Source organism: Nostoc sp. ChiSLP03a (genome assembly GCF_034531215.2).
Classification (GTDB): Bacteria; Cyanobacteriota; Cyanobacteriia; order Cyanobacteriales; family Nostocaceae; genus Nostoc.
The window spans coordinates 25,558-47,473 of sequence record NZ_JAVRBQ020000108.1; the positions used below are offsets into that span (position 1 = coordinate 25,558).

Sequence of the window (21,916 nt, forward strand, 5' to 3'; positions counted from 1 at the left end):
GAGGCACAGGGGTAGGGTGAAGTTTGCAGAGGGGAAAGAAGGTAATTTTGTATTCTCCCCCTTGCTCCTTGCTCCCTGCTTCTTCCCCGTTCCCCACTACGGTTTGAGTACTACTTTGATGCAGTTATCTTTCTTGTGTTTAAAAATTTCGTAGCCGTGCGGCGCTTGTTCTAGAGGTAAAGTATGGGTGATAATAAACGTTGGATCGATATCACCGTTTTGGATGTGTTCTAGCAAAGGTTTTAGATACTTGTGGACATTCGTTTGTCCCATTTTGAAGGTTAATCCCTTGTTCATGGCAGCACCCATCGGGATTTTATCTAAAAAGCCACCGTACACACCCGCAAGTGATACGTGACCACCTTTAGCAGCAGATACTATTACTTGCCGTAATGCTGTCGGACGGTCTGTTTCGAGACGTACTGCTTGCTTTACCTGGTCGTACATCGCCATAGAATCTGTACCATGTGCCTCCATTCCCACTGCATCTATGCAAGCATCGGGGCCACGACCGCCAGTCATTTCTTTGAGTGCTTCGCCTATATTCACTTCTTCGTAGTTGAGAACTTCAGCTTTGCCATATTCTTTAGCCATTTGCAGACGTTCGGGAACCCGGTCAAAGGCAATTACCCGTTCTGCACCTAGCATATATGCGCTTCTGATCGCGAATTGTCCGACAGGGCCACAACCCCAAACAGCGACAATATCACCGGGTTTGATGTTGCAGTTTTCGGCTGCCATGTAGCCTGTGGGGAAAATATCTGTTAAAAATAGTACTTGCTCATCCGTTAAACCATCGGGAATTTTGAACAAGCCGACATCAGCAAATGGTACTCGTGCATACTCTGCTTGACCCCCAGCGTAACCGCCGAATAAATGAGAGTAGCCAAATAGACCTGCTGGTGAATGTCCCATTTGCTTTTCTACTAACCAAGCATTGGGGTTAGAGTTATCGCACAATGACCATAAATCCCGATTGCAGAAAAAGCAGCTACCGCAAGAGATGGTGAAGGGAACAACGACGCGATCGCCTATGTTAACATTTTTAACTGCACTTCCCAGTTCTACGACTTCCCCCATGAATTCATGACCAAGGATATCGCCCTTTTGCATGGTGGGAATGTAGCCGTTGTAAATATGCAAATCTGAACCACAAATTGCCGTAGAAGTAATTTTAACAATGGCATCGCGTGGGTTGATAATTTTCGGGTCGGGAACTGTATCAACCCGCACATCGTTTGCTCCATGCCAGCAAACTGCTTTCATAATATTTAGTCCTTAGTTATCATTTCTGGCTCGTTAATATCAAGATAAATCGATGATTTATCTTAATTTTGAGACGCGATAGTTATCGCGTCTCAATAACTGCTAAAAAGTTATTCAAGTATTCGACTCAAGATTTACTAACCGTTTAGCTGCTATCTCTGAGTTAGTTACTAGAAGGAGTGCGATAATAACCTTCTCTACTTCCTTCGTATGATGAAGTATTATCTCCGCTTCTATTTGTACTAGGATCAAAAAACTCTTTTGTAGCTTCAGGAGGTTTTTCGTCCAAGTTTAACTTTTCGCGGATATTATCAACAGCACCTTTTATTGGATTTTGTGATTTCTGGGTATTATTGATTTGGGTATCGTTTCTAATTTCACCTTGCTCATTTGGTACTCCTTTGTAATAAGTACCCTCTGGAGTGTTAACATTAGCCAGTGCAATGTTAGTGTAGCTAAAAGCTTGACCTAGTAAGAACATAAATCCTACGAGGAAAACTACAACGATTTGGGAAATGCGAATATTCCGCAGCCATGAAATTACTCGATTCATAAAAAACCTCATTTGCATTATGTTGGGTATACAATTCAAAACCTTAAATGACTATTGATCGTTCAGGGTTTAAGAACAACTTTGATGCAGTTATCCTTTTTTTGTTGAAAGATGTGGTAGGCGTGAGGTGCTTGTTCTAAAGGTAATTGATGGGTGACAACGAAGGAAGGATCGAGTTTTCCATCCAAAACCATCTGCAATAACAAATGCATATATTTCTGTCCATGCATTTGTCCCATTCTAAAGGTTAGGCCTTTATTAAAGGCTGCACCCAATGGTATTTTGTCTACAAAACCACCATAAACACCCATAATTGAAAGAGTCCCGCCTTTACGACAGGCGACCATCATTTCCCGCAAAACGTGGGGACGGTCGGTTTCCAATCTGAGCTTTTGTTTTGTCTGGTCGTAGAAGTCTTCTAAACCAACGCCGTGTGCTTCTAAACCCACTGCATCGATGCAAGCATCGGGGCCACGACCACCAGTCATCTCTTTCAACGCTTCGCCAGCATTAACTTCTTCGTAGTTAATCACTTCTGCTTTGGCAAACTTTTTCGCCATTTCCAGGCGTTCGGGAAAGCGATCTATAGCGATCACTTTTTCGGCTCCCATCATGTAGGCGCTAATCATCGCAAACTGTCCAACAGCACCGCAACCCCAAACGGCTACAGTATCACCCGGTTGGATATCGCATAACTCTGCACCCATATAACCTGTGGGGATAGCGTCGGAGATGAATAACAACATCTCATCCGGCAAATCTGGCGGAACTTTAACGACACCCACATCAGCAAAGGGTACACGGATATATTCTGCTTGTGCCCCTGCATAACCACCTAACATGTGGGAATAGCCATAAATAGCTGAGGTGATATTGCCAAATAATTTTTCTTGAATCCAGCCATTGGGATTGGAATTATCGCACAATGACCACATATCACGTTGGCAATAATTGCAATTACCACAGCCAATTGTGGAAGGAACAACAACGCGATCGCCTATTTTTAAATTGTTGACTCCTCTACCAACTTCCACGACTTCCCCCATGAATTCGTGACCAATAATGTCACCCTGTTGCACCGTGGGAATATAGCCGCCATAAATATGTAAATCGGAGCCACAAATCGCCGTGGAAGTAATTTTAATAATTGCGTCGCGGGGGTTGAGAATTTTCGGGTCTGGTACTGTCTCCACCCGCACATCATTAGCACCGTTCCAGCAAACTGCTTTCATAATTATTAGTCCTTAGTCATTGGTCATTAGTCATTGTTCACTTGTACTGAGCAAAGCCGAATTATTAGTCATTGGTCATTCGCTTTAGGCAAAGGACAAATAGACAAAGGACAAAGAACAAATAACTAGCTGCGTCCAGAAGGTTGACCTTCGGTGGTGGCAATTTCACCTGCTTCCATTAGCATTTTGAAGCGGCGCAATTCATCACCAATTTGCTGTTCTGGTTCTTCGCCAAAAAGTTTAGCTACGGTAGCTGCTAATGCTCCACCTGGTGGGTTATACTCCAAAACAACCTTGACTTCCGTGCCGCGATCGCCTGGTGCTTTTTTAAAGCGAACAAAACCAGAATTATCAACATCTGCACCTTCTACAGAAGCCCAAGAAATAAATTCATTTTCTCGGTCTTCGAGAATATCTGCATCCCATTCTACCGTATTATCCAAAGGTGCATTGGCAATCCAATGAGAACGTTTTTCGTTGTACACCTTGACAGATTTAAGATGCTTCATAAATGTAGGCAAATTTTCAAAGTCGTGCCAAAAGCGATACAATTCTTCTGCCGATTTATTGATAGTTACCGTCTTTTCAACTTTGATAGGCTGGTTTATCCCGATTGCTTCCTGTGCTTTCTGGATTGTGCTTTGCTTGGTTGCACCTTGATAAAGCAAACCGCCACCAGCTAAAGCCGTCAGCGCTCCTCGCAATGAACCTTGCCTTAAACCCATCAGCACCATCGCACCGCCGCCGATAAGGGATGCCCAACGCTCTACTTCACTAGCTTCTGGCTGGTTTGTACTTGATTTATCCCCTGATGTTGAACTCACTTTTTATATCTCCATCACACTAATAAGAATCGTGCAAACAATAACCTAAAAAAAGATTTTCACGTAAAGTCAATTCAGAAATTACCCTAACAAGTTCAGTTTTGCGACAGTAAAAACTTTGCAAACCCCCACTGATAGCACGAACATCTTGTAATTACGAATTACGAATTACGAATTACGAATTACGAATTACATTGACACAGCAGCCCCTGTAGTCGGCTTAGGAGGCTGTATCTGAGCGCCTATCCGCGCCCGATACAATTCGACTAATTGCTGTTCGTATTTAAATAAATCGTGGTAAATTTCTTTGAAAATAGCAGTTGCTACTGGGTCAGTGAACATTACAGACAAATTGCCAATATCACCGATACCAGTTTGCACATCTCCCAACGCAGAACGTAACTGATATATATCGTCACTTCCTGTCAAGGCAGTTTTTACCTTGGCATACTGATTAGCAATATTTGCCCCTAAAGACGGTTTTTCACCCAATAGCTGAAGACAAGTTTCCAGTTTTTGAATGTGGCGCTGTTTATTAGCAATTATTTCTTGAAAGACTGAGTTAACTTCGTTATCTGATTCCTTTTGCAAGTAGTTTTCAAATGCTTCTAGCGAATAACGTTCACCAGTAAGGGCAGTATTTAAACCTTTGGCGATCTCACCTTTAGTTGAGCCACCCCAAGCATCAGCCAGCTTCCACCATTGGGCACTTGTGTCTTTTTCATTTGGTAATGCCGCATCTTTGCCACCATAACCCAAACGGCTTAATATAGCTGTGGTGAAAATTGGCAAGTCTCCCGGTTCGCGAGATGTAATCAAATTTCCGTCAACTACCAATGGCTCATCTAAATATTTTGCGCCTGCGTTAATCATGTCTTTGGCAATAGCGCTAAAGCCAGTGGCTTGTTTACCTTTGAGCAAGTCGCCTTCAATTAAAACTTGTGGGCCGTGACAAACAGCAGCGACTAATTTTCCTTGCTGGATAGCTTCTTGGACAAAACGTACTGTGTTGATGTTCCGCCGCATTTGATCGGGAGCCATCCCACCGGGAATTATCACCGCGTCGAATTGGGCTGCGATCGCTTCCGTTGTGGTACCGTCGGCTTCTATACTAAGTTTGCCTTGTTTACCCTTATATTTTTCATTCATTCGGGAACCAAGGACTACTACCTCCATTCCTGCTTGTTTTAATCCATTATATGGAACTGTAAATTCTGCATCCTCTACTGCTTGTTCGATCAGGATAGCAACTTTTTTATTACCGGGGTTATTGTTATGTTCAGTCATAAAATGGGATTTTTTATTTATCTAGTCTTTCAACTAACTACAACAAAAGTTAAATAATCAGATTAATTATTGAATAAATAATTTTGAATTACTTATCAATCATCCGATCTGCCTTCACTACTCAAATAATTTTGAGATTTCAATTGGTTGTTTAGCATTTAGGTATTGAAAAAGTATGAATACGAGTTAAAATGCTAAACTCCTCATCAAAATTTAATTTCTGGCTGCCTATTTTTGCCAAACAAGAAATAGTTATGAGTGAAAAGTTCGCCAATGGATAATTTCGGTTTGATAACTTTTCACTCATAACTTCAACTACAAGTTCCTTGACCATGAATTCATAGCTACAATTTTATGGTGCGATCGCTAGTTTAGCGTCGTACCCAAGGGATAGATTATTTTCTTAGCTATACACCTCTAGTTAGACAAATTTGTAACAAAAAAACGTTATTGTGAGAATGCAAAAGAGGGCTAGTATTATGGCAGAAAAAAATCATAATGACAAAATTAAAAGTAATGATTTGCCACAAGAGATTACCGAATCCTACGGTACTGGTGTGAAAGACTTGCCAGGATACAATATTGGCGGACGCTCTATGCAGGATGAAAGAGACGAGTACACAGAAACTAGTCCTGAACTGACTGGTGGGGATGTCGATGCTTATTGGCAAGATGCAGATGCAGTTGGAGATGAAGCTGTTGGTGGTAGTACTTCCACTCCCGATCAAAATGTCACAGAAGACCTAGAAGCAGCAGTGGGGCTAGAAATGGCTGATTCGGAATTTCTGCATACCAACGATATTTTAGAGGATCGTGATGGCGATCGCTGGGAGTTAGATCCAAAGTCTTCTGAAGATTATCAAGACCGCAGAGAATAATTACCAATGACAAGAAGCAACCAAATTAGCCACTATCTCAACTAGTTCTTCTGGAGCGATCGGTTTAGATATATGAGTGTCAAAACCAGCTTCCAAAGCACGGATACGAGCCTCACTATCAGCAAAGGCTGTTAAAGCAATAGCCGGGACTCGTCCACAACAATTATTTGCTTTAAGCGCCCGGAATTTGGAGATGAAAGTGTAGCCATCCTCCCCAGGCAACCCGATATCACTAATTAAAACATCGGGTTGCAATTCAGACAATACATTGCGTGCATCTGCTGCTGATATCACTGCTATAACTGTTGCTCCATCCATTTCCAAGACAGTAGTGATAAAAAAGCGAGTATCATCATCATCCTCAACGACTAAGATATCTAAACCAGTAAGAGTTCCAGAAGTTTGCATAATAAATGACATTTTATCTATCCTTACTTGCTATATTCGTAATTCGTAATTAAGAGAGTACAGAGCAAGCAGTGATTACAACTACGAATTACGTTAGCGAGTCCGCAAGCGTCATTATCAATTACGAATCATTTTTTACACCCATTAGAGCTTCTTTTAGAGCAGATTTTAGATTTACAAAAGTAGATTGATGTGCTCGGAATATTGATGAGATACCGAAGCAGGCTCTTTTAACAAAAAATGATTTAACACCATAATTTCAAACATATAGCTTGATGGTTACTACTCCTTTATCTATTTTCCTACTGGAAGACCACTTCGTACAAATGAAATTCAAGCGTCTTTAGAAAGTCTTTACTTATCTCAATTTTCAGCATAATTCAGAATTCAGGAGTCAAAATTCATTCTGAATACTGATTGACAAAATGCGCTTTATCTTATTATACTCTCACCGATGCCCCATACTACAGTCGGTTTTCACCCCAACAAACTGCTTGTCTTCTTTAACCGAAGATTCGGTTATCAGTCTTCTCGATTCAGCATCAATCGCTTGATAATAATATTTCCTTATTTGATTTTGCGATGCCTTGCATCCGACGATTGTGACCTCCCAGATCCAGCAATTAGGAGAAACCGATTTGTCTTTGTCTACGGCATATTCAGACCATTTCACAAAGCGTTTAGAGATGGTAACAAATGGATATCTGACGCCAGTAACTAAAACTAACTGGTTTATCAGTTCTTCTTTGGATCTATAACTATTGTCAGGAAAATCATATTGGGGAATAGATGCGATCGCAGGATAAAATAGTGAGGTTACGATTGATCGGGATAGAACAATTTATTTAAGCATACAAACAAAAAAAGCCAATAATATTATTATTGAAGAGGTTTTCAAATATGCTGATACTGTAAAACTACAGCAGAGATTAAAATTGATTGCCAAGCCCAGCTAATTCCGTTTCGAGCGAAGATAAAAATGATAAGGGCTGACTCATATTAGCAGCAAAACCTAAAATTCCTGGATCTCGATGTTCGTAAAGTAACTGGCCTTTGGTATCAAACAGAAAAGTTCCACCACGCTGAGTTAAGTAAGCAGAATTAGGTACATAAGTCTGCCAATTGCTGAGAACTTCAACCATATTCCGTAGCCGTAGAGTAGCCAATTCAAAGGGACGTTGAAACCCACTTCCGCCAGCTAATTGGAAAAACGAGCCTTTAAAAGCAGGTAGAGGAGTACCTTGAATAATTTCATCATCTTCAATGAGTTGAGGGGCTTGACGATCTCCCCTGTATCCCCGAAAAACTTCTCTTAGCGTTCCAGGACTTCCAAAGCCTGCACACATTAACACTAGATTTAGCCAAGCTTTCTGAGCAGGAGAAAGTCCAGGGAGAGAAAAATTGAGACCTGAATAAAGTTTGAGTTGGTGATGTAGTTCTCCATTAGGTTCAACAAATAAATTTTCCGGTGGAAATCCTGTATATTCACAAAATCTGATTCCAGAAGCGCGATTACCAATTCCTACTGCACGAATAGCGAGTTTTTCATTTGACAATTTTTTAGCTTCGCGCTGTAACCACCACGCATATTCAAGACTATCAAAATCCCCAAGTTGGGGCCAGACTAAAACAAGGATATATGAGGCAGGCTCGCAATTTTCTAGTAGGGGGCGGGTCATGCCATCACTAACACGCTGAAGTCCTGTCTGATTAAGGATAGTGTAAGGATTCATTACAAATGATTACTCGGATATTTGGGGTATCAGTAACACAGGATGTACTAAAGCATTAATATGCTATCATCTCAGGTTTGTGAATATTTTGTTATACTAGTTAACAGAAGTTCATATTTAGTTTGATACCGCTAAGTAAGGCAATACTCAGTAGGTCGCTTGATGAGTGTATTACTACTAACAGCAGCTAGGTATGAAAGCTTCTTCTCAAGATTGTCAACATTGACCCTTTAGTTTTCGCCTAGTTGGGCGATTGAGCCTGCGATGAATCAACCCATTACATTATCTTTAGAACAAGAATTTCGCCTTAGAACTTTTGCAGACGTTGTGCAACAGATGTCCCGCGAACAAGCTCAAGAGTTTTTGCTTATGCTCTATAAGCAGATGATAATTCGGGAAAATACTTACCAAGAATTGCTCAAACATCAGCTGGAACTTGATTCAGATTCAATTTTGGGTTAAAGCATACAAGCAAATAAATGTTTTTAATTTTTAGCAGCGACAAAGAAATATTGGTAGAAATGCTGTGTTGCTGCGAGCTTGGGAGAGTCTTGGAATACACTAGCAGAAATCCTTTTGTACTCCAATAGGCCTGATGTCTGCGTAAAAGTGAGCTTACAGCAGAAATCATGTATTTGAACCACACCTGTACACCTGTCATAGGGGCGCAAGGCCTTGCGCCCCTAGCGCCTGCTCTATTGGCAATCTTTCCAGGACAAGGAGCTGAACTGTATCAAAGTCTAGGAATATGCCTTAACCGGAGGTTTAGCATTTTCTACAAGTTAAGGCATTTACCAAGGCTTTCCTGACAATAATTGCTCAGACAATCACAGATATGCTAAAAAGTAACTCCAATCTTTACTGCTGTGATTGCGGTGCAAACTGTGCAAATACCTCCGCCCCTGTTAGGTTCTTGGTTTCATTGGCAAAACAGTAATATTTGGGCTTTTCATCTATGAATATCTGACGCTCGAAAACAAGACCTTCACAGCTATCGAATAGTCCAACGGGTATGAAATGCTGGTTATTTTGTTTGAATTTGTAAAATAGATGGCTACCACACTTCTTACAGAATGCACGCTCTGCCCATTCTGAAGATTGATAAACTTCGATATATTCTTCACCAGAGAAGCTAACCTCATTTTCACAGTCAACTACTAACAAAGGTCCTCCACCCCAGTTGCGACACATACTACAATGACATGCTTCTACCCGATCGCTCATACGGGTTGTAGAAACGTTTACTACTCCGCACAGGCAGCTACCTTTTGCAATGTTCACATTAGACATATTGTTTCTCTGCTCCCAAAAATGCGCTTCAATTTGACATTCTTTTTTGTTTTATGCTGGAAGTCTCTGCACTATTGAGTTTAGAGGCTGATACAACTAATCTAGTCGCTTCTTGACGCTGATTTAAATCAACATTGATGTTACATCTCCAATTTAAAAATATGGAGTTTTGCGTCGATCGCGTGGACTGTAACTCAATGGATGGGCTTAGTACCTCAGCCCATCCTACCGTGCTTGAGTGCAAACGTCTTATTTCAGTTTGCAGCTTGCAGTAAGTTCTAGATTGTAGAAAGTCCCTGGTTTGGGATTAATTGAACGCAACTGCTGGACAAAAGCATTAAATGTTGCATTGCTGATGCCGAAGCCAGCTTCAGCACAAGCAGATAAACCTCCTTCGATAGGAATAGATCCAGCCCTGGGACTATATACAATGAATTTATCGACGGTACTAGTGCCGACAGCAGACCCGATAACCTGACGAACTGTTCGCAAAGCAGCATTATCTAAGGAACCACCAATACTGCCAATACTGATATTAACGGCACGACTTTCAGCCACAGCCGGCGCACTAATCGACAATACTGCCCCCACAATCATCAAACAGCTGAACTTCTTCATTTTCCTCTCCTTCAAAAAATTGAAAAACTAATAATTAGGTTTCGACATGGATGAAGTACATCAGAGACTTTACCATGTAAGGTTTTCAGACACTAGAGTGTGTGTAAACTACAAAATCTATGATTCTGAACTTTTGGGTATTACTTCAGCATTAGGTCTTTCCTTTTCTGAAAAATGTTAATTTCTTAAAAATTCTTGATAAAATCGCCTTTGCAGGCCCTAGCTGTCTAATTGGTGTTGGTTACAGGAAAGCTGAAAAAACATCTAGCAACAGCTATCCCAGCCTGAGACTGACTAACTCAATCTCAATGTAGAACAGACCAGCGCTGTGGAGCCCTTGCCTGATTGATTCGCAACTTCAGCCGCTTATATCCTTCAATAACAATATCAGGTAAACTTGGCAGTGAATTTAGATATCGCAACTAACTGCCATAAATCCTCTTTTCATAACCTATCCATTCTTTTTCTCGTAAAAGATACTTTTGAATTTTACCAGTACTAGTTTTTGGCAGAGTAGTAAATTCAATTGTCCTAGGGCATTTAAAACTAGTATCGCTGATATTGATTATATATTTAACAGTTTTAAGACTATTTTGAATAGGTCGAATTATATTTGTTAACTCTGTATCAATAAAAAGAAATTTAGCACCGCAATCATTTAAGATATAAGCAACTTCCTGAGAAGCCAAACGAGTATTAATAGATACGAGAATTCCACCTATTAAAGGCACAGCAAAATGGGCTTCTAGCATGGGTGGAGTATTGAAACAAAAAAAAGCGACGCGATTGCCTTTTTCAAGTCCAGCATGATGGAGTGCTGAGGCTAGACAATTGATCCGCTCTGCAAATTCCCTGTAAGTGAAGCGTTTTTGATTATATATAATAGAAACTTTATGACTATAGACTTTAGCATTACGTTGAATAAAAGTTAGAGGTGTGAGAAAGCTGCGGTCAAGTGCTTCAGGGTTCATGGCTAATGCTAACAGTAATTATTTACTGCATGAGCATACCATACGGTCATAAAGCACTACATGATTTTTACAGTACTTAGTTACCGCGATCGCATTCAATTAGACTAGACTCAGAGGCAGGCTCAGTCTACCTTGAGATTCCGGTTACTTGCAAATGGTACGCACTCAAGGTTTTTTCTCACAGAGATGCCAGTATCATTTTTACGATGGTGACTGCATTTATTATGGCTTTGTTCCAGTGTTGACGATCGATTAAAAAATTTAAATTATACAATTAACATCCGGAAAACCAAGGTGAAGTTAGGAAACAATAGTGAAGATATGATTGTAAATTTCTTTGATTGAGTTAATATAAAAGGTTTTCACAATGCTTACTACTCCTGTACACTATTTGCAAATTCTGGGCAATCCAAATATTGAAATTTCTCAAGATGAGTTGCGATCGCTTTTAGGAGAAATAGAAGCACAACTGCATCGTAGCCGAGTTTATCGACGTGCTTTAGCGATTGTGCAGAAGTTAATAGGTGAAGAAACAGATCGAGCTCAAGATTTATTAAAAGCTGTAGGTAGAGAAGCGATCGGTTTAGCATTTCGACAATTTGCCCAACAAAATCAAAAAGTTGAAATAGCTACAGATACGAAGCAAGCCACGGAAACAGTCAAATCTTCATCAGAAATACAGCAGGAGTGTTGCACTCAACAGGAGCAATCCTCTAAAAACGCAGCAGAAAATTCGCTGTGGAAAAAACCACTACAATTTCTGAATCATCAGAGAATTTCTCAAGCAGAACTTACCTTGCAAGCAGACCAACAACGTATGGTGTGCCTACATCAAATCGGGCAACAACTCCAGAAAACCCGTTTGTCCAAAGGGTTTTCTTTGGATCGCATCCAGCTTTCCACTCATATCCGAACCGAGCTGATAGAGGCATTAGAAAACGGCAACTCGAAAGAATTGCCAGATGACATTTTTTTACGTGGATTTATCCGACGTTATGGAGATGCTTTAGGACTTAATGGTGTTGCTTTAGCTGCTTCTTTGCCAGTACAAGCAGCTATACCAGTAACTCAGCCTCTTTCGTCCCAATCTAAAAAAGGAATGGGATTAGAAATTCGTCCGACGCATTTATATGTAGGTTATACAGCTCTTCTTGCTGGTGCAATGGGAGGATTAGCTTTGATGTCCCAGCAACAAGCAAATACCAATATATCAACTGAGCAAGATAACTCTTCTTCTGTTTTACAATCGTTAAAACAACAATCCCCTACTGTTAAACCGGGGATTAAATCTACTAATAGTGGTATGGCTGTCGGATCTGATATTTCCCCGCCAGAAGGATCGTATTAACGAACTGCACCACAATCCAATTACATCTTAATGCCGTCCTCGCCACTCCATTCCAATCTGAGTGGTGAGCATAGTCTGCGTAGGCAAAAAATATTGTGTAAAAGCTAAAAAACTGTAACTAGGAGTTAATTGATCTGACTTTTCACGGTATCTGAAAAACCTCTCTTCTATTTCTCTCTCCTAAAAGGAGAGAGACTTTGAATTTTCCCCCTTACCGACGCGGTAAGGGGATTAGGGGGTTAGGTTTTTGGTGGACTTTTCCACATAACGTGAAAAGTCAGGTTAATTGATATATTGGAACCTTTATGAAAGTCAGGTTAAAATCGCAAGCAAAGTGTAAATCTGAAGTGAAACTATGAAAACTGCTGAAAAATTAGCTGCCGGTTGGCTACTGACACTCGGATTCATGTTTGTAACTCTATCAGCAACAGCGGCACTAGAAAAATTCGCTACACCTAAAGCTATTTCAATACCGGCGGGGGAGTATGACTTTAACGCACCGAATGCTACTTATGAAGATAATAATGCTGCTGTTGGTGGTCTAATTTTTGGTGTCCCTACCCTAACACTGGGCACGTGGTTAGCATTGGGATTGTACCGTCAAAGTCGGCAGGAGAAAAAGGCAATTAATCAACAAGTTAGCGATCGCCTGCAATCGATTTTTTATGAGATGCTACAAGAAAATCACGGGCGCGTAACTGTTTTAGGCTTTGCCATCCAGTCACAATTACCCGCAGCCCACGCCAGACAATATTTAGATGAAAAAGCTAAAGAATTCAATGCAAATTTTAAGGTAAACGAAGAAGGGGCTGTATCATATCATTTTGATGTCTAATTGTCATTAGTCCTTTGTCATTTGTCCTTCGTCCTTTGTTATGACTAATGACTAATGACTACTTTACAAACTTACGGCTAGGTCTCATGACGCAGATTTTTTTGAGCGTAGCTGCCATTTTAGGCGGTTTGTCGGTTGCTGCTGGTGCTTTTGCTTCCCATGCTTTGCGAGATAAGATTAGTGAGCGATCGCTAGAAATTTTTGAGACTGGCGCTCGTTACCAAATGTATCATGCTCTGGCACTTTTTCTAGTAGCAATACTAATTAGTCGTACCGAGTTGCCTCAACCCACACTCGTAGCCAGTGGATGGCTATTTATTATTGGCATTGCTATTTTCTCAGGTAGCTTGTACGCCCTTAGCATAACCGGTATTAAATCCTTGGGAGCGATCGCACCACTAGGCGGCACAGCCTTTCTCGCAGGTTGGGGTGCTTTAGCTTTTGCTGCTTGGAATTTGAAGTTGTAAAAAAGTTAGGAGTTAGGAGTTTTTAACTCTTAACTTCATTTTTTATAGGCTCATTTATCTTGTCTTTACAGCATATTTTCAACAAAAATATTTTCCAAAAACTAAAATTTATCAATTCATAAATCATAATTTTCACAATGTGCATACAAATAAATTAATCCCGTTATTTATAAATAACGTAGAATTTTAAATTTCTAAATTTATCTTGTTTAAAAAGGCTAGTAGTGAGGAGTTAAAAGCTTATAATTTATAGCTTTTTGTTCTCAGGCGTATTAACAAATTATCCAAATCTGCATTAGCTGAAGGTGCTTCAGGTAATGAGCTAGATTGATATGCCTCCTGTAATTTATTATGCAGACGTTCATATTCTCTTTGATAAAAAGCTACATTAACATCTGACAAAACAGACTTTTCTGTACCTGCTAATTTTTGGGCGATCAAATCAGAAATATAGGGTAAATTAAAAACTTCATTTAGCTTAATTAAATTAGACTCAACTACTCCTGTTTGCATTAGATAAATCCCAGTTAATAGAACTCGATAAACATAAAGCAATGGTTTAATTCGATGTGTATGTTCTTTCTCAAAAAGTTTCCATTGTGTTGCAGCAAAACCAATATAATGGTAACTATGATGACGGGTAATACAATTTCTAGCAATAATTTTCAATTCCTCATGCTCAGGTGAGGTGATTAATATTAAAGGAGAATACAATTGTTCCAACACATAACCATTCTTTTTAAGTAGCATCAAAAAGAATTTTTTGACATCATGAGTTACTAGATCAATTTCTAAAGATTCGCGAACTTCTGAAACTTCAATAGTTTCATTTCTAGTCTGTAATCCCACTACTTCTTGAACTGGTAAAATATGCACACCACGCAAGTCATAATCAGAATCGGGTGAGGGAAAGCCATATAAGTGGGAACCACTAATGATGGCGAATAAAAACGGGTAAGGCTGTTGCCTAATAATTGTGTTAAGAGAAGTTGGAATATTCATAATGTGCTGTTTACTTGTTTACCTCGGTTCGCCTATTTATTTAGAACATATTCTATATAAACCAGAACACTCACTCATCGTCCAGAGTTTCATTAGTGTCGGAGCAGATTGTGAGATTCAAATTGAGTAAATCTAGTGTGAAAAAGGCTATTGCTCCAGTCTACGATGAATATCGCTCGAAAACTTTTGCGCTATTTCAGGATATGACGAAGCCACATTCTTTAGTCAACCTCATTCTGACCAAAACAGACTCATGGTACAGAGCAACTAAATTTATTTATGGGGATAATAATTTTGAATTTTGAATTTTGAATTCCCCGTTCGCGTAGCGTCCCGTAGGGAAGGGGTTGACTCGATCCGCTATTTGCTGGTAATTGGGGCATATTGCTGATATCGAAATCTTTATCGCTGCGAGAACATAGCACTTAGACACTTACTTGCTACTATTTTAATGGGAAAATGCGGAAAAATAGCTTGAAAGCTTGAGCTATATTGCTCAAACATGATTTTATTAACTATGGCTATGTGTTTCACTGATTGGAGTAAAGGTCTGCTATCAAAGTAACCGATTACGCCAAGCAAACGGAGGTTTCATGTCGATATCTAAAGCTGTTAACAGCAAGGTTACTTCTCAAAGCAGCGTTGAAAAACGCTTGGAGATAGAACGTTTGGTAGGAGCAACTCAAATAGTTGCACCTAGTGCTGGGAGTGATGTAGTAAAGGGATTAACTCAAACACCTAAATCTCTACCCCCTTGTTACTTTTATGATGACCGTGGTTCCGATCTGTTTGAGCAAATCTGCGATTTACCAGAATATTATCTTACACGCACAGAAACAACGATTTTACAACAGTATGCTGGTGAAATTGCCAAGATAACTGGCGTTTGTGAATTGGTAGAACTTGGCAGTGGTAGTTCTAGTAAAACCCGCATTTTACTAGATGCCTATCAGCAACTAGGCTATCCTCTGCATTACCTACCAATTGATGTGAGTGCAGGTATGTTGGAAAATAGTGCCAAGCAGTTATTGGGAGATTATCCTTTACTCCAAGTTTATGCACTAGCGGGAACCTATGAATTAGCCCTTGCAAAACTCCTACCGACGCAATTACCCAGTCGGATGATTTGTTTTATTGGTAGCAGCTTAGGTAATCTTACCACCGATGAGTGTGATGTGTTTTTCTCTCAAATTACCAATGCTCTACAAGTAGGTGAGTATTTTTTATTGGGGATAGATTTACGAAAGCCAAAAGAGATTTTAGAACCAGCTTATAACGACAGCCAAGGAGTGACAGCTGCATTTAACCTCAATATGCTAGAACATTTAAATCAGCGGTTTGAGGGTAACTTTGACACCACCCAGTTTGAACACCGAGCATTTTACAATGAAAGCGAGCATCAAATAGAAATGCATTTACGCAGCTTGCGATCGCAAATTGTAGAATTACGCGCTCTTAATCTTAAGGTTAATTTTGCACAAGGTGAGACTATCCTCACCGAAATTTCCCGCAAATTTGACCTTGATCTTATCAAAGAGCAACTAACTGCACAAGGTTTACTACCTCTTCATGTGTGGAGAGATCCAAATCAATGGTTTGGGTTAATCCTCTGTCAGCTGCAAGCATAAATCAAATCAGAGTATGCCTGATATATATACTGGTTCTCAGTGAGTCCAATATATAGCTAACAAAAACAGCCCTTCCCTACAAGCATTAGGGAGTAACAATTCAAAGCCTCTCTCCTTAAAGGAGAGAGGTCAAAATGTATGAATGCAAATTTTGATCGACCTAAGCAAGTAAACTAAATGTTTAATCGCTAATTATTGCTGCATCGAAGGTGTAGGAAAAATTCTGCTGAATATAGGAACCCGTGGACGAGGTTTATTTGCTGTTATATTGGTATTAGTAGCAGAAGAGTTATTAGTTACCTCAGAAAGAAGAGATGGTTTGCTATTAGTAGAATTGGTAAAATCACTTAATTGGGTAGCCGAAGGTGAACTTGAAGATATGGAAGTAACATTCTTAGGATTTTGATTGTTGGTTTTTACCAGAGTTTGAGCTTGAGATGGAGTAACAAGGAAAGTTGAACTTGTTCCTAATACCAGTACGAGCAAATGAGAAATATATTGTTGCATAGGGATTGGAATTGATTATATGCGTTGAGAAGTATTCAGAGCTTAAAGAAGTTGTGTTTGTTCTCAGTTAGAAATAAAACTGCAATTTTTCCATATAGTCATAACGCTGTTGTCCAATAAACTTGAACACAGCGATTTCAAATGAACAGACTATTAATGCTTAGTACATTAATTCGCTAACAACAATCTACTTTTCTCAATCAATAGGAAGCTAAACTCTCTTTTATAATAAGAAAGAGAGCAGTTATTTTAAGACTACTGAATCTGTCTGAAAAAAGTTAGCAAATAGATACACCTGGAATAATTGACGTTTTTTAATCAACTAAGCCAGCACAACTTTTAATATTGTATTTATATTTAACTTTTTAATAAAAGAGGAATGTTACTGAATTTTAAAAAAAAACTGATTTATCTAAAATCAACTCTCACTCGCATATTTAACTAACTAAAGCAAAAAGTATATGAATTTTTAATAAAACTAAGTTTGATAAAGTAGTTTTCAGAACGCTTTGCTGCAATTAAAACAGAAATATAAATAACATCATTAGGAAGATTAAGGGATGCCTACGTAAGAGGAAAGGGGGCAAGAATTAGGGAAATTACAGCATCTTGCTTCCCTTCTCCTTGCTCCCCTATCTCTCTAATCTGAATTATTATCAAAAAGCTTTACAGCTTAGTGCCACACTCAGCGCAAAAATTGTGAGTGGGAGCGTTTTTGGCATTGCAATGGCTACAATACACTGGCTCGGCTGCCGCTTTCGGTGGTTGCTTCTGTAAGCCGACCATTTGAGCGTTGCTCTTACCAGGGGCTACCATTGGATAGCAGTTTTCGTCTCTGGTGACGTGGACATTTAAGATTACTGGCCCTTTGTGTGCCAGCATTTCGGCGATCGCATCTTTTAATTGACTGCGAGCGCTAATTACCATGCCCTTAATGCCATAAGCTTTTGCCAATAACTCTACGTCTGGCATTCCTATTTCCATGTCGGAGCATGAGTAGCGTTCACCATAGAAGGCTTGCTGCCACTGGCGCACCATCCCTTGCCAGCCGTTGTTGATAATTATTGTCTTGACATTTATGCCATACTGTGCTGCTGTTCCTAGTTCCTGCAAACACATTTGGAAACTAGCATCACCGCTAATACAGATGACTTCTTCATCAGGAAACGCCACTTTCGCGCCAATTGCCGCAGGTAAGCCAAAACCCATAGTTCCCAAACCAGCGCTAGAAATCCAGCGCCTTGGGCCATTCTTCAGGAATTGTGCTGCCCACATTTGATGCTGTCCGACATCTGTGGTGTAGAAAGCGTGGGGTGCTTGGCGATTGACTTCTACAATTACTTCTTGGGGTGAAATGCTGTCGGAATGCTGCGGCACTACCAGAGGATACTCATCGCGCCAACGGTTAACTAGATTTAGCCACTCTTGGTTTTGATTAGGTGTAGCTTTAATCCCTGCTTCTTTGCAGCGACGCAACAAGTCTACTAAGACGTTCCGTACATCGCCGACGATGGGCACTTCGGGAATACGGTTTTTGCCGACTTCTGCTGGATCGATGTCGATATGAATTACTTTGGCGCGGGAAGCGAATTCGTCTAACTTACCTGTAACGCGATCGTCAAATCTAGCGCCAACGCAAATCAGTAAGTCACAATCACTAACAGCAAAGTTAGCGTAAGCAGTGCCGTGCATCCCTAACATTCCCAAAGCGAGGGGATGATGTTCGTCAAATGCACCGATCCCCATTAAGGTTGTGGTGACGGGGATATCGAATAATTCAGCTAGTTGTTTGATTTCTTCATGAGCACCAGCTGCGATCGCACCACCACCCACATACAATAGCGGACGGCGACTTTCAGTAATCAACTGAATCGCGGCATGAATTTGCCGCGGATTTCCTTTCACCGTGGGACGATAACCGCGTAACTTGACTGAACCTGGTTTTACAGGTATATAGTCAAATTCTTCTAAAGCGACATCTTTGGGGACATCAATTAAAACTGGCCCCGGACGCCCAGTGCTAGCGATATGGAAGGCTTCGGCGACAATTCGCGCCATATCTTTGGGATCGCGCACCACATAGGAGTGCTTGACGATTGGGAGGGTAATTCCGTAAATATCAGTTTCCTGAAACGCATCTGTACCAATCGACGGACGTGCTACTTGTCCCGTGACTACAATCATCGGGATTGAATCCATGTAGGCGGTGGCGATGCCTGTCACCAAGTTAGTTGCTCCTGGGCCAGAAGTACCAAAGCATACTCCTACTTTGCCTGTAGCACGGGCATAACCATCAGCAGCGTGGGCTGCGCCTTGCTCGTGTCTCACGAGAATGTGCTTCATAGCACCAGTTGCTTCCACCTTATATAGGTCATCGTAAATTGGGAGAATTGCCCCACCAGGATAACCAAAAATATAATCAACGCCGTGGCGATGAAGGCTGTCAAGCAGAGCAAAACCGCCAGATGCACGTTTGGGCACGACTGGCGGACTAGAAGCACGAGACTGTTTGTGATTCTCGATTTGTGGGAGACTAATTGGGGAAAGCGATCGCACGGTCAAACCTCAGACTATAGCTAAAGTTAATGCTGAATTCTGTAGTTAAGATTTCATTTTAATGGAAAAGTCCAATTAAATTCTGAGAATTTTATATATTAGATATAAAGCTAGATTATTAGCCTACATTAATTAAATTACGTCTTGCAAGACATTGCGGGTATTTTTCCAAGCCCAAACACCGACAACCACGACAACAATACTCATTCCTACTAGTATAAATCGCAAGCCCAGAGCATCAGTTAATGGGCCAGTAATCGCCAGAGGTAATGCCAGAGCGATGTTGACGGCATGATTTTGAAAGCCAAATACTTTACCGTGCATGGTCGGTGGTGTTTGCTGTTGAATTAAAGTTTGCATGGGGACACCAATTAAGGCAGCACCTACACCCAAAAATGCACAAAGTCCTAGCGCCAGCAACAAGTTGTGCGTAAAAGTGAACACTCCTAAAACTAGTGCGATCATCAAAAATCCAATTAAAGGTAGAGGTTTGCGATGCAATTTATCACCCCAGTGACCTAAAATTGCCGCACCAAAGACCATACCTACTCCTGCTGCTGCCAAGAAAAAGCCAAACTGTTTTTCTTTTAGACCAAACTCCTCAGCTAATCGAATCGTCAGCACTGTTAAGGCTGCAAACACACAATATAAGGTTGTCAGTTGCAGCATAGCGTTCAAGATCAAAGGGTTCTTCCTGAGATAGCGCAGGCTCTCAGTAAATTCAGCCCAAGGGTGATTTGATGCCCGATGTTCCCGGTGAGGTTTGTCTTCTTTAAACTTAATTGGCTGCATAATTGCAGCCGATAATATATATAATCCACCAACCACAAGCTCTTGACCGTATTCTTCTCCCATCCAGCTTTTTGCCAAACTCAAAATCGGCTCTCCAATGGCAAAACCAACAATTAAAGCTCCCATCATCGTGCTGCTAAACAGCGCATTAGCTGCCAACAAATTTTCTCGCTTCACCAACAAGGGAATTGCTGCTTGCTCGGCTGGTGCAAAAAACTGCGTCACCGTGGAAATGGCAAAAGTCAGGATTAACAAAATCAGGAATTGTCGAGGTAACAAGGGAAGACACAGCGTTAATATTCCCCGCACGACATCTGAGCCTACCATAATCAGCTTTTTTGGCAAACGGTCAACAAAGATGCCACCAGCAGAGCCGAACAAAATTGCTGGGATTGTAAAGGACAGCATCAAGGTTGAGTACATTGAGTTTTGTGCCAACCCAGGAAGCGGTGGGTAGTTCTCCAGCAGAGCAATCAGCAAAACGAAGAAGACCTTATCTGCTAACTGGGACAGAAGTTGCCCAATCCACAGGAGCATAAAACCACGGTTTTTTAGCAGTGCGCTAAACCCGTTATTAACAGCAGCTGGTTCAGTTGGAAACATTAGATACTTTGGGTAGATGGGGCATGGGGCATGGGGATAAGGTATGGGGCATGGGGCATGGGGCATGGGGCATTAGACAGAGGGGAGAATAAATGTTGATTCCAAACTCCAAACTCCAAACTCTTAACTCCTAACTTCAAACTCCAAACTCCTAACTCCTAACTCCTAACTCCTAATTCTGTTGTCCGGATTAATTTGCTTCATAGTGCTTTAACAGCATAAGCAAAAATTCAGCTGCTGTCAGACGACCTTTGGGTGGAATAATCTCGATGGATGAATCTACCCAGCAGCCTTGTACAGTTTGGGGAGATTTCCAAATGGACAAATGATCAACCCCTGGTTCTGCATAAAAGTTATTTTGCCCGCTACCTAGCAAAGATGAACTCCAATGAGTGAAATAATCATGACTTATCCGATGAATCGGGAAATTTCCCTGTAGTGGTACTCCCCATCCATCTATAGCAATAAACGCTTTCACACGACCACCCAAGAGTTGCCACAAATGTGCTGCCCCTATTGCCCCAACTACGCCAGCACTAAAGCTGATGAATATAATTGGTGATTCTAAAGAGTCGGTCAAGCGATCGCGCAAAAACTGCAAAATGTGCAATGGTGATAAAACCAAAACATCTTTACCAGGATAAACCAGTATATTTGTGGGGTTGTGTGCGATCGCGCCATTAGAAACCATATCTAATAATTCGATTTTAAAGCTTTCAGTTAAATCTGGCTCATGAATTCCAGGGCAAATAATTATACTCATCTGTCTATTCTAATTGGGTATTAGAAGATAAATTTTTGTGCATACACGGTCTGATGTATATAGTACTAGCAGCATTTAGTATTAATAACTTAAATCTGCTATATAGCAATCCTAAATCATTCGTGAAAAGTTAGATTCCCAACTTCTCAAATAAGTATGTATCTAGATCACACTAATTTTAATAAAATAAATGTTTCGTTATTCTTACTGAGCAAATTTACAGCACTTTCGAGGTTTGTGAGGTACATTAAATAATAGTGTATTAAGAACTACAATGAAACCGTACTCAATCGATTTGCGTTCAAAAATAGTAAATGCGTATGAAAGAGGTGATACTTCGGTCAGAAAAGTAGCC

20 protein-coding genes and 1 pseudogene are annotated in these 21,916 nt (G+C 40.6%); 7 read left to right on the plus strand and 14 right to left on the minus strand.

Going from position 1 to position 21,916, the window contains the following annotated elements:
• Positions 1 to 96 precede the first annotated feature (96 nt).
• From RMY32_RS18120 to RMY32_RS18140, 5 genes are all read right to left on the minus strand, one after another.
• A complete protein-coding gene (locus RMY32_RS18120) occupies positions 97 to 1,266 on the minus strand; it encodes a zinc-dependent alcohol dehydrogenase (RefSeq protein ID WP_322712886.1) in 1,170 nt (389 codons plus the stop codon).
• Between the two features lie 163 nt (positions 1,267 to 1,429).
• Positions 1,430 to 1,819: a hypothetical protein gene (locus RMY32_RS18125; RefSeq protein ID WP_322712888.1), complete on the minus strand. Its 390-nt coding sequence runs from the start codon at positions 1,817 to 1,819 to the stop codon at positions 1,430 to 1,432.
• Between the two features lie 62 nt (positions 1,820 to 1,881).
• The gene (locus RMY32_RS18130) at positions 1,882 to 3,051 is read right to left on the minus strand and encodes a zinc-dependent alcohol dehydrogenase (RefSeq protein WP_322712890.1); all 1,170 of its coding nucleotides are present in this window, start codon (positions 3,049 to 3,051) and stop codon (positions 1,882 to 1,884) included.
• Between the two features lie 125 nt (positions 3,052 to 3,176).
• On the minus strand, positions 3,177 to 3,875 hold the full coding sequence (locus tag RMY32_RS18135) for an SRPBCC family protein (protein WP_322712892.1): 699 nt from the start codon (positions 3,873 to 3,875) through the stop codon (positions 3,177 to 3,179).
• A 189-nt stretch (positions 3,876 to 4,064) separates the two neighbouring features.
• Positions 4,065 to 5,162, minus strand: coding sequence for a DJ-1/PfpI/YhbO family deglycase/protease (locus tag RMY32_RS18140; protein ID WP_322712893.1), 1,098 nt, complete (start codon positions 5,160 to 5,162; stop codon positions 4,065 to 4,067).
• A 479-nt stretch (positions 5,163 to 5,641) separates the two neighbouring features.
• Between RMY32_RS18140 and RMY32_RS18145 the strand changes: the two genes are divergently transcribed.
• Positions 5,642 to 6,040, plus strand: coding sequence for a DUF6335 family protein (locus tag RMY32_RS18145; RefSeq protein WP_322686197.1), 399 nt, complete (start codon positions 5,642 to 5,644; stop codon positions 6,038 to 6,040).
• Here RMY32_RS18145 and RMY32_RS18150 read toward each other — a convergent pair whose 3' ends face one another.
• Together RMY32_RS18150 and RMY32_RS18155 are read right to left on the minus strand one after the other, a co-directional pair.
• Positions 6,041 to 6,460: a response regulator gene (locus RMY32_RS18150; protein WP_322712894.1), complete on the minus strand. Its 420-nt coding sequence runs from the start codon at positions 6,458 to 6,460 to the stop codon at positions 6,041 to 6,043.
• Positions 6,461 to 7,377: 917 nt separating this feature from the next.
• Complete coding sequence (locus tag RMY32_RS18155) at positions 7,378 to 8,181, minus strand: peroxiredoxin-like family protein (RefSeq protein ID WP_322712897.1); 804 nt, start codon at positions 8,179 to 8,181, stop codon at positions 7,378 to 7,380.
• A 264-nt stretch (positions 8,182 to 8,445) separates the two neighbouring features.
• Between RMY32_RS18155 and RMY32_RS18160 the strand changes: the two genes are divergently transcribed.
• Positions 8,446 to 8,643: an NblA/ycf18 family protein gene (locus tag RMY32_RS18160; RefSeq protein ID WP_322712898.1), complete on the plus strand. Its 198-nt coding sequence runs from the start codon at positions 8,446 to 8,448 to the stop codon at positions 8,641 to 8,643.
• A 396-nt stretch (positions 8,644 to 9,039) separates the two neighbouring features.
• On the opposite strand, the gene RMY32_RS18165 is transcribed toward RMY32_RS18160, so the two are convergent.
• The 3 genes from RMY32_RS18165 to RMY32_RS18175 all read right to left on the minus strand — a co-directional run bounded on the left by RMY32_RS18165 (position 9,040) and on the right by RMY32_RS18175 (position 11,060).
• Positions 9,040 to 9,471 (minus strand): GFA family protein, encoded by a 432-nt coding sequence (locus tag RMY32_RS18165; RefSeq protein ID WP_322686557.1) that lies wholly within the window; start codon positions 9,469 to 9,471, stop codon positions 9,040 to 9,042.
• Positions 9,472 to 9,720: 249 nt separating this feature from the next.
• Positions 9,721 to 10,089, minus strand: coding sequence for a hypothetical protein (locus RMY32_RS18170; protein ID WP_322712899.1), 369 nt, complete (start codon positions 10,087 to 10,089; stop codon positions 9,721 to 9,723).
• A 422-nt stretch (positions 10,090 to 10,511) separates the two neighbouring features.
• Positions 10,512 to 11,060, minus strand: a complete 549-nt coding sequence (locus RMY32_RS18175) for an AMP-binding protein (protein WP_322712900.1) — start codon at positions 11,058 to 11,060, stop codon at positions 10,512 to 10,514.
• Positions 11,061 to 11,427: 367 nt separating this feature from the next.
• Between RMY32_RS18175 and RMY32_RS18180 the strand changes: the two genes are divergently transcribed.
• From RMY32_RS18180 to RMY32_RS18190, 3 genes are all read left to right on the plus strand, one after another.
• On the plus strand, positions 11,428 to 12,408 hold the full coding sequence (locus RMY32_RS18180; protein ID WP_322712902.1) for a helix-turn-helix domain-containing protein: 981 nt from the start codon (positions 11,428 to 11,430) through the stop codon (positions 12,406 to 12,408).
• Positions 12,409 to 12,763: 355 nt separating this feature from the next.
• Complete coding sequence (locus RMY32_RS18185) at positions 12,764 to 13,243, plus strand: hypothetical protein (RefSeq protein ID WP_322712904.1); 480 nt, start codon at positions 12,764 to 12,766, stop codon at positions 13,241 to 13,243.
• Between the two features lie 86 nt (positions 13,244 to 13,329).
• A complete protein-coding gene (locus tag RMY32_RS18190; protein ID WP_322712921.1) occupies positions 13,330 to 13,710 on the plus strand; it encodes a DUF423 domain-containing protein in 381 nt (126 codons plus the stop codon).
• Positions 13,711 to 13,950: 240 nt separating this feature from the next.
• Here the strand turns inward: RMY32_RS18190 and RMY32_RS18195 are convergent, their stop codons facing one another.
• On the minus strand, positions 13,951 to 14,712 hold the full coding sequence (locus tag RMY32_RS18195; protein ID WP_322712906.1) for a DNA polymerase beta superfamily protein: 762 nt from the start codon (positions 14,710 to 14,712) through the stop codon (positions 13,951 to 13,953).
• A 1-nt stretch (position 14,713) separates the two neighbouring features.
• On the opposite strand from RMY32_RS18195, the pseudogene RMY32_RS18200 reads away from it, so the two are divergent.
• Positions 14,714 to 14,803 (plus strand): annotated as a pseudogene (locus RMY32_RS18200) (class II glutamine amidotransferase); the annotation flags it as partial.
• Between the two features lie 502 nt (positions 14,804 to 15,305).
• Complete coding sequence (egtD, locus tag RMY32_RS18205; protein WP_322712908.1) at positions 15,306 to 16,340, plus strand: L-histidine N(alpha)-methyltransferase; 1,035 nt, start codon at positions 15,306 to 15,308, stop codon at positions 16,338 to 16,340.
• Positions 16,341 to 17,513: 1,173 nt separating this feature from the next.
• On the opposite strand, the gene ilvB is transcribed toward egtD, so the two are convergent.
• From ilvB to RMY32_RS18220, 3 genes are all read right to left on the minus strand, one after another.
• The gene (gene ilvB / locus RMY32_RS18210) at positions 17,514 to 19,409 is read right to left on the minus strand and encodes a biosynthetic-type acetolactate synthase large subunit (protein WP_322712911.1); all 1,896 of its coding nucleotides are present in this window, start codon (positions 19,407 to 19,409) and stop codon (positions 17,514 to 17,516) included.
• Positions 19,410 to 19,535: 126 nt separating this feature from the next.
• Positions 19,536 to 20,798, minus strand: coding sequence for an MFS transporter (locus RMY32_RS18215; RefSeq protein WP_322712913.1), 1,263 nt, complete (start codon positions 20,796 to 20,798; stop codon positions 19,536 to 19,538).
• 190 nt (positions 20,799 to 20,988) lie between these two features.
• Positions 20,989 to 21,561: a hypothetical protein gene (locus RMY32_RS18220; RefSeq protein ID WP_322712914.1), complete on the minus strand. Its 573-nt coding sequence runs from the start codon at positions 21,559 to 21,561 to the stop codon at positions 20,989 to 20,991.
• Positions 21,562 to 21,916 lie beyond the last annotated feature (355 nt).

Excerpts from the sequence above, each read along its gene's own strand:
- RMY32_RS18155 (WP_322712897.1), bottom strand. The coding sequence starts at position 8,181 with ATGAATCCTTACACTATCCTTAATCAGACAGGACTTCAGCGTGTTAGT.
- RMY32_RS18150 (WP_322712894.1), bottom strand. The coding sequence starts at position 6,460 with ATGTCATTTATTATGCAAACTTCTGGAACTCTTACTGGTTTAGATATC.
- RMY32_RS18185 (WP_322712904.1), top strand. The coding sequence starts at position 12,764 with ATGAAAACTGCTGAAAAATTAGCTGCCGGTTGGCTACTGACACTCGGA.
- RMY32_RS18220 (WP_322712914.1), bottom strand. The coding sequence starts at position 21,561 with ATGAGTATAATTATTTGCCCTGGAATTCATGAGCCAGATTTAACTGAA.
- RMY32_RS18175 (WP_322712900.1), bottom strand. The coding sequence starts at position 11,060 with ATGAACCCTGAAGCACTTGACCGCAGCTTTCTCACACCTCTAACTTTT.
- RMY32_RS18165 (WP_322686557.1), bottom strand. The coding sequence starts at position 9,471 with ATGTCTAATGTGAACATTGCAAAAGGTAGCTGCCTGTGCGGAGTAGTA.
- RMY32_RS18125 (WP_322712888.1), bottom strand. The coding sequence starts at position 1,819 with ATGAATCGAGTAATTTCATGGCTGCGGAATATTCGCATTTCCCAAATC.
- RMY32_RS18180 (WP_322712902.1), top strand. The coding sequence starts at position 11,428 with ATGCTTACTACTCCTGTACACTATTTGCAAATTCTGGGCAATCCAAAT.
- RMY32_RS18140 (WP_322712893.1), bottom strand. The coding sequence starts at position 5,162 with ATGACTGAACATAACAATAACCCCGGTAATAAAAAAGTTGCTATCCTG.
- RMY32_RS18130 (WP_322712890.1), bottom strand. The coding sequence starts at position 3,051 with ATGAAAGCAGTTTGCTGGAACGGTGCTAATGATGTGCGGGTGGAGACA.
- RMY32_RS18215 (WP_322712913.1), bottom strand. The coding sequence starts at position 20,798 with ATGTTTCCAACTGAACCAGCTGCTGTTAATAACGGGTTTAGCGCACTG.
- RMY32_RS18195 (WP_322712906.1), bottom strand. The coding sequence starts at position 14,712 with ATGAATATTCCAACTTCTCTTAACACAATTATTAGGCAACAGCCTTAC.
- egtD (WP_322712908.1), top strand. The coding sequence starts at position 15,306 with ATGTCGATATCTAAAGCTGTTAACAGCAAGGTTACTTCTCAAAGCAGC.
- RMY32_RS18190 (WP_322712921.1), top strand. The coding sequence starts at position 13,330 with ATGACGCAGATTTTTTTGAGCGTAGCTGCCATTTTAGGCGGTTTGTCG.
- RMY32_RS18170 (WP_322712899.1), bottom strand. The coding sequence starts at position 10,089 with ATGAAGAAGTTCAGCTGTTTGATGATTGTGGGGGCAGTATTGTCGATT.
- RMY32_RS18120 (WP_322712886.1), bottom strand. The coding sequence starts at position 1,266 with ATGAAAGCAGTTTGCTGGCATGGAGCAAACGATGTGCGGGTTGATACA.
- RMY32_RS18145 (WP_322686197.1), top strand. The coding sequence starts at position 5,642 with ATGGCAGAAAAAAATCATAATGACAAAATTAAAAGTAATGATTTGCCA.
- RMY32_RS18160 (WP_322712898.1), top strand. The coding sequence starts at position 8,446 with ATGAATCAACCCATTACATTATCTTTAGAACAAGAATTTCGCCTTAGA.